Annotated in this window: 7 protein-coding genes and 1 pseudogene; all 8 read right to left on the reverse strand. The window is 33.1% G+C overall.

The window, feature by feature from the left end; translation table 11 throughout:
* Positions 1-2 precede the first annotated feature (2 nt).
* Entirely contained in the window at positions 3-1,724 is a 1,722-nt protein-coding gene (locus P177_RS19565) for a leucine-rich repeat domain-containing protein (RefSeq protein ID WP_051941924.1), read from the reverse strand.
* A gap of 89 nt (positions 1,725-1,813) precedes the next feature.
* Complete coding sequence (locus tag P177_RS19210) at positions 1,814-2,131, reverse strand: hypothetical protein (protein WP_036150501.1); 318 nt, start codon at positions 2,129-2,131, stop codon at positions 1,814-1,816.
* Positions 2,131-2,703, reverse strand: coding sequence for a hypothetical protein (locus tag P177_RS19215; protein ID WP_036150503.1), 573 nt, complete (start codon positions 2,701-2,703; stop codon positions 2,131-2,133). The genes P177_RS19210 and P177_RS19215 overlap by 1 nt, the downstream gene beginning before the upstream one ends.
* 53 nt (positions 2,704-2,756) lie before the next feature.
* Positions 2,757-3,293, reverse strand: coding sequence for a leucine-rich repeat domain-containing protein (locus tag P177_RS19220; RefSeq protein ID WP_036150504.1), 537 nt, complete (start codon positions 3,291-3,293; stop codon positions 2,757-2,759).
* Between the two features lie 88 nt (positions 3,294-3,381).
* On the reverse strand, positions 3,382-5,226 hold the full coding sequence (locus tag P177_RS19225) for a hypothetical protein (protein WP_036150505.1): 1,845 nt from the start codon (positions 5,224-5,226) through the stop codon (positions 3,382-3,384).
* Positions 5,227-5,494: 268 nt separating this feature from the next.
* On the reverse strand, positions 5,495-6,373 hold the full coding sequence (locus tag P177_RS19230) for a PhzF family phenazine biosynthesis protein (protein WP_036150506.1): 879 nt from the start codon (positions 6,371-6,373) through the stop codon (positions 5,495-5,497).
* A gap of 145 nt (positions 6,374-6,518) precedes the next feature.
* On the reverse strand, positions 6,519-6,974 hold the full coding sequence (locus P177_RS19235) for a sigma-70 family RNA polymerase sigma factor (RefSeq protein WP_245233068.1): 456 nt from the start codon (positions 6,972-6,974) through the stop codon (positions 6,519-6,521).
* Between the two features lie 253 nt (positions 6,975-7,227).
* Positions 7,228-7,427, reverse strand: a pseudogene (locus P177_RS20440) (flavodoxin family protein); the annotation flags it as partial.

A 7,427-nucleotide genomic window follows, 5' to 3' on the forward strand; every position in this document is an offset into this window, starting at 1 on the left:
CATTAATAGTTGCTTACCTTGATTTTTCTTTTTCTTAGTTCTTTAACCTGTTCTTTGTTGAAGAATAAATTGTTGGTTCGTTTTAAGCGTGGAAGATATGCTATATCGTCTATGCTTTTTACATCAAAACAGTCATCTTCACCGTCCCAAAAAGGGTACAGTTGACCGTAAATTTCACTGCCTCCATCCGGATATAACTCTTCAATATCTATTAACAGGCTAGACGGAATTTTTATGTTTTTGAAATACGCTACCGCTTCCGGAAGTAATTCATAGCCCCTTTCTTCAATATCAACATCATGTGTTTTGGCAAACTCATAAATACTAAACTTTGGCAGCAGCAGCTCATCTTCATACATTAATTTTTGAATGACCAATAACTTAAAATTAAGGTCGGTTTCAAATAAGAAGTCTCCCTCTGGGTAGGCGGAGAGTTTTTGTTTAGCCTTAGCATCAAACAACGCCCTGTTTCTTAATTCTAGATCCAAAACACGCTTAGGAATCTTAGCCATAACCTTTGGCAAAGTCTCAAACGGGTTCTTCTTTAACCCTAACACTTTTAATTGGGTCAATTGACCTATACTTTCCGGTAGTGTTTTTAGCTGTGTCTGCTCTAAATGAAGCTCTTTTAGCTGGGTAAGTTCACCCAACCAACTCGGTATTTCTTGTAAAGGGTTTTTGCTAAGGACAAGTACTTTTAATTGAGACAGTTCTTTTAAGGCTACCGGTAATTCTGTTATGGCATTATTCGTCAGATTCAATTCCGTTAAATGCTGTAGCCCCCCTATACCTTCCAAATCAGAAAACTCGTTGTTGTATAAACTCAAAGTTTTTAAATTTGATAATCTGCTTATCTCGGCAAAATCGGTTAGTTGATTGCCATCTAGATTCAAGTATTTTAAATTTTGTAACACAACTAAATTCTTAGGTAAGGTCTTTAGCTGATATTGATGATCCATTGCGTTAGATGTATGCCTACCCAATGTAAGGCTCACCAAATTGGTCAACGTATGTAACTGATTTAAAAAGGCATCTGGAATGCTATACATATTAAACACACTTACAGTACTCAGTTCCTGTAATTTTGAAATTTGATCGTTTAAAAAATCGCCAAATTCGTTCCAAACAGACAAATTTTGAAGGTTAACACACTCATACAATTTCTCTTTTACCGTGCTATCTTCCCTACCGTAGCCCCAGTACAACTTTTGAATATAAAAAGCCGGCTTCTCGCCAATATTGTCAATCTCGGTAAGATCGGTAAGTGTGTCTTCATTAAACGTACACTCTTGTAATAGCTTCTCATAAAAAGTGTCACTGGGCAAGGTATAGAAGGCTTCAATATTGTCTAGGTTGCTTAGGTATTCATTGGCTACGTAAACTTCGTTCGGTTTTTTTGATAGTTTTTTATCTAGAGTTGCAAGTAGCCCATTACGTAACATTAGGGTTTCATGTAGTTCTTTTTGTTCTGCCGTTCTAAATACCCCCTTACCGCTTAAAAATTGTTTGTATTGTTTTGAGCTATTGCCCAGTAGATGTTGCTTAAAGTAAAATGCATACTCCCTGTCTGTATTGTTATTATTTATGTAAATCTGCAATAAAGCATAACAATCGCCTTGGGTGTTTTTGGTTTTAAAGAGAATGTCACCAAAGGAATTTATGGCTAGTATTTCTCTTGGTTTCTGGTCTTGAAATATGGCTTGAAGTAGCTTTTGTTGACTCATAGATTAGGGTTGACTAAGACTATAGTTGTAAAATTAAGCGGTTCTTTTGAAGTTTTATTGCTTTGATAAACATTTAGAATACGTTTCAATTAAGCCAATTCTTCTGATACCATTTCAATTGTCTCACCATTATCATTTGTCGCCCATATAATCAAAGCCGTTGCAACATTTGTCTCCACTATTAGGTTGTTATAATCTTCGTTAAGTTCTCCGTAGTATTTAATTTTGAATTTGCTCTCGCCTGATGCATTTCTTAATTTTCTACGCCATTCGTGCGACTGCAAGTTTTTAGGGTTTTCAATATGCTCCGTAAGATCATTAAGAAATGTAGGACCTAAGATGCCGTTGTCTGTGTTTAAAACTTCGGACTTATTATTCTCTTTTTTAAACAAGCCGAAAATGCCCATTACTTTAATTTTATCTGTTTTACTACAGAAGTAAGGGGTATTGCAAAAACACCGTCATCATTTAATAAGAAAACAATATCCTTGGTCTTACCAATAAGTTTACCCTTCTTCATTTCATTATCTACTAGAGTAATGGTAATATCTCTTTGATTGATTATTTTTTTCTTCGTGTACATACCGTAAAAATCAGCAGATAAAAATAAATACACAATAAGACCTGTTATTATCATTAACACTCTATACTGTTTGAACCATTTATTTCTATCGCTCCCAAAATTGAATCTTGAATATGATTTAGGCCATCTTTTTAACCAAACATAATCAAGGTAAAATAGGATGGAAATAAACAACGTAGATGCCGCTGCAAAAAGAATAATGTAAACATCTGAAAATGGAGCTATTAAGAAGTCAAAAACGTCTCCGTAATCAAAAATGTTTATGCCAAACTCAGCATACTTTTTATAATTAAATATCATACCTATACCTACAGCCAAGAGATAACAAACCGTAATTACAGTCTGTATTTCTTTTATTATTAGTTCATAAGTATCTTTTATTAAGCCTTCCTTCATTTTTTAAAAATAGGGATTAAGATTGAACCAAGTACTTTAAGACCTTTAGAAACTCAATATTGATCACCATACCGCATTTGAAGATTTGGGTTTTCTTTTCTCCACTTTTCTAATTCTAGCTTATTTATTCTGTTACCAAACAGCTCTACACATTTCAGTTTCTTTAGCTTTTTCAATTTGGCCAGTTCTTTTGAGACGGTCAGTTTATTCATTGATAGGTCTAGATATTCTAGATTTTTGAGTCTGTACAAATCTTCGGGTAAGGTTTTAATATCTAGGTCATATAACGTTAGTTGTTCAAGACCTTCAAGTTCTAATAATTCTGGTGGTATGGTTCTAAATGGTGGTTCGTCTATATATTGGTCCATTGCGCTCAGTGGAGGATAAATAGCCCAACCTTCTAAACTATCAACGTAGATTTCTAATTTCTTTGCATTCTTTAATTGCCCAACCTCTTTAGGTATATCTTCTAACCCATATTTTGAAAGCTCAATAAAGACCTGCTCTTGATTTTCTAAATCTTTAAAAAGGTGATTAGGCTGACAAGAGAAGATTAAAATTAGTAGTGTAATTAGGGTTAGAGTTTTCATTTTTCGTAGAAATTTAAAAAAGCAATCTGTTACTTCATAGTACGGGTCTTTTCGCTGTAGTTGGCGGTTTAGTTTTCGTAAAGTCTAATTATTTACTCAATGCTTTTAAAATTCGTTCTTCGTTAATTACAATATCCCTAAATAATACATGAGGAAATTCAGTGTAGTTGGATTCCTTAAAAGATTCTAAAATATTTGATAATGTTGATGCCGTTAATAGTGATAAGTTCATCTCCGTATCCATTTCGCAATCTGTAACAAAATCGTCACTAAATTCTGGAGCAACCAATAAAATCTTAACAATTCGTAGATTATTTTTCAATGCTAATTTTTGATAGGACTTTAATTGTCTTGAAACCGTGCTGAACTTATTATAACCTCTTTCCTTGCTAGTTTTGCATTCAACAATAATAATCTCATCATTTCCTAAATTTAAAAGAATATCTATCATATCCTTTTGTGTATTAATTTTACTTTTCAAAGCTTCATCGACATCAAAACCTAAACCTCTAAAAATTACTTTCGTCAATTCTTCAAACTTTGATCCTAATTCACTTTCTTTTACGGTGATGCCATTTTCCTTTAGAACATTCAAATCTCTAAAAGCTACATTAGAGTAGTTTTCCAAATAAAGATTTTCAACATCTTTGTAATGCTCTAAAATATTTAATATATCGTCTCCTCTTTGTTTAATTCCATTATCCTTAATAAACTTAGTTAAATCAGATTTAGTTATTAAGTCAAGAATATCTCTAGGTTTGATGTTATAGTCCAATAGGTAATCCCCTTTTAGAACAAACTCTTCTTGTAGTTCAAATTGAGTTCTAATTTCTTTATTTAATTTCGGTAATGATTGGTTTAGCTCTACCAGCATTTTATCAAATCCATCCAAAGAAATACCTACTTTTTCGTCACGCTCTACATTTTCAAAATGTTGAATTAAACTACCTATTTTATCTTCTAAAACACTTCCTTTTAGATTTTCAATATTTAAGCCTTTCTCACACAATTCATTTAGAGTTTTCTTTTTTTCGGTCAAAGTACTTCCCGGTTTATAAATATCTTCTGAAAGCAAATTGGTGAAAGAAATTCCCTCTTTTATAATTTCCTCTATTTTTTGTGCAGATGATAATTTTCTATCAATATTATGATTCCTTGCAATTTGATTTATTATAGGTTCTCGCAGCAATTTTAATGTTCTTCTATAAAACTTAGTAGCAACTTCTTTTTTCCTAATGTTTCTTAATAATCTAACCATTTCATCTGCTACATAAATGGTGTTTTCTTTGTTAGAATAAAATATTACGCCAATATTTTTAAGACTTTTAATTACTTCCTGAATGTCCAATTTCTTAATTGGGATAATGGAATAATTAATAAGTTTCACTTCTTCTTGAGAAAGACCCAGTTGCTTTCCTAAAGTTAATATTATAGAAAGTTCATCTGACGTTATTTTAGCATCTCTATTATTTTCTATATCATTCTGATAAGCTGTTTGCAAGCATGATTTATAAATTCTATAATCTCTTTTTCTAGCTGAACTCAAATCGGACTTCTCATCTTCAAAATCTGCATTTAAAACTTTGATTCTACCTTTTAAATTTTTTATTTCCGTTTCATATAATCTTGAGAGCCAATCTTGCTTCATAATACAATTACCATCACGAATTATTATATCTATTAAAATATCTAATTGTGATGTTATTTCCTGAAACTCACATTCTATGTAACCCCTAAATTCTGAAGATGTTAAATTAAATATCCTGGAAATATTTTGATTATCAACAGATTTCAAACCTTTATCCGAGGAGCTTAAAATCTTATCAATTTCCTTTGCGTTTGTTGGATTTTTAGATATGATATTATCAATAATCTTAATAAATGAATTCTTTTCAATAGATCCTAACTTATCTAATATTTTCTCTAGTTTCATAATACTTGATACCTACTTGTTATAATTAATTCTGGAATAAATAATGCGACAGTAAAAAATTTAAACTCTAAAACGGTAGGGGGAAGTAATGTTTTAGAACCGACTAGAAAGGTAGTATTTTTCTTCAATGTAGTATTACGGGTAACCGTAAAAGAGAAATACGAGGTGTAAAATAGTTATGAGTTAGGAGTTAGGAGTTAGGAGAAAACATAGTATTAAGTACTGAGTACAAAGTATTAAGTAAAGAGTAATTGGTTGGTTTTTCTGCTTATACATTAACTTCTAGTTTACGAGTCACTACTCCTTTTCCGCCTGCCATAAGTCCGGCTATTTTTTCATTTTCCACTTGCAACTGTACCGTAATAGCGCTTGGTGATGGCGGTAACATATATTTACCTTGCTGTATTTGAAAAGTAGTTTTCTTGATCTGTAAAACATCATACAAATAACTGGCTAACGGCCCTGCAGCCATGCCCGTACCGGCTTCTTCTAAAATACCATAGCGTGGCGCGAACATTCTAGCCGTAGCATCGATATCTGCCGTAGAATCCGTAGTAAATACATAGTAGCCAATTAAATTGAAATGATCGCTTAGCTGATCTATGGCATCAATATTTGGTGACATTCCTGCTAAGATCTTGCTGTTTTTTACGGGGATTAACAGAAATGAATTCCCCGTATTGACCACTTGCAACGGTGCGTTTGGTAGTAGGTCTGCTTTTGTTAATCCTAAAGACGTTAGAATATGGATCTCTTTTTCGATAACATTATTATACGTGGGTGCCAATTGCTCCATAAATGCCAAATCGCCCTGTATTTCTATTTTTCTGTTTCCATCTATGGTTTCTTTTGACGATGCTTTGCCCTTTAATTTCCCCAACTGTTTTAAGTACGAGAATGCTGCTATGGTAGCATGTCCACAATGGGCTATCTGCTTGGTGGGTGTATAGAAATCTAACTTAAAATCTGCCGTGTTGGATCTAGAAATAAAAGCGGTTTCAGAGAGCCCCACTTTTTTGGCAACATGTAATTTGTCTTCATGCGAGAGTGCATCTGCATCTAAAACGACACCTGCCGGGTTACCACCTTTATCATTTTCTGTAAAGGCATTTAGTATTTGTACGGTTACTTTTTTTAATTCGTCCATCGTAATTTTTTAAGATTATATCAGATAGACGGCAAACTTTAAAAAAAGACGTAGCTATTCTTCATTATTTTCAAAATCCAGCAATTTTCCTGTTCGGTCAGCTATTACATTGGGGCAAGAAAGCAGTTGTACCTTTAATATTTCCCTAGCTTTTTGTACCCCTTGATTTTGTTCCCGAATACGAGATATTTAAATGCTTGGCCAGCTCTTTTTGCGAGTATTCTTGAAAGGTGGTCAATACAATGGCTTCTTTATGTTGCCCTGATAACTCCCCTATTTTCTGATTAATGCAATTAGTGAGCTTGGCATAGTCGAAATCACCCGACTGTTCTTCTGCAAGCTCTATACCTTCAATGCTCGAAGTGGTTTTACCCTGTTTTCTAAAATGATCTATAATCGTATTTCTAGTAATTTGATACACCCAAGAAGTCAATTTAGAGGTATGCTGCAATTGATGGATTTTGGTCTGTATTTTCAAGAATACTTCTTGGTGAATGTCTTTTGACACTTGTTCATCTTTGATCTTGCCCAATATAAAATGATACAATTCTTCATTGAGGTCTAGCCAAATGGTATTGATTTCATTTTGTATCAGTGACAAACGATTTGTTTTTTGGATGAACTGGCTGTAAGTTAACGTTTTATAAGATGAGTACTGTTGTGTGTTAAGTGAAAAAAGTATAAAGTAATTAGGGAGTTAGGAGTTAGGAGTTAGGAGTTAGGAGTTAGGAGTTAGGAGAAAAATAGTATTAAGTACTGAGTACAAAGTAATAAGTAAATTATTTTAAAAGTTACATCTAAGTACTCCGTACTTAATACTTAATACTTGATACTTATTACTATAAACTAAACCACTATCTATACTCTGGATTTTCAAACTCCCACCGTTTGCCATCATTCCCATTGGGTACGGCTATTTCCGTAGTTGGGGTAACCGTTATTGTCTTTCAACATTCTGGCTAAATGCAATAGTTTGTAGGTCATAAAAGTGGTGTTTCTATTGGTGAAATCACTATCAAAACCTACGGGTTCTTTAAAACCTGGGGAAAATATT

The organism is Maribacter forsetii DSM 18668 (assembly GCF_000744105.1).
GTDB lineage: Bacteria > Bacteroidota > Bacteroidia > Flavobacteriales > Flavobacteriaceae > Maribacter > Maribacter forsetii.

Bases quoted from the DNA above. Each gene is read 5' to 3' on its own strand.
- P177_RS19225 (WP_036150505.1), bottom strand. From the start codon at position 5,226: ATGAAACTAGAGAAAATATTAGATAAGTTAGGATCTATTGAAAAGAAT.
- P177_RS19565 (WP_051941924.1), bottom strand. From the start codon at position 1,724: ATGAGTCAACAAAAGCTACTTCAAGCCATATTTCAAGACCAGAAACCA.
- P177_RS19215 (WP_036150503.1), bottom strand. From the start codon at position 2,703: ATGAAGGAAGGCTTAATAAAAGATACTTATGAACTAATAATAAAAGAA.
- P177_RS19220 (WP_036150504.1), bottom strand. From the start codon at position 3,293: ATGAAAACTCTAACCCTAATTACACTACTAATTTTAATCTTCTCTTGT.
- P177_RS19230 (WP_036150506.1), bottom strand. From the start codon at position 6,373: ATGGACGAATTAAAAAAAGTAACCGTACAAATACTAAATGCCTTTACA.
- P177_RS19210 (WP_036150501.1), bottom strand. From the start codon at position 2,131: ATGGGCATTTTCGGCTTGTTTAAAAAAGAGAATAATAAGTCCGAAGTT.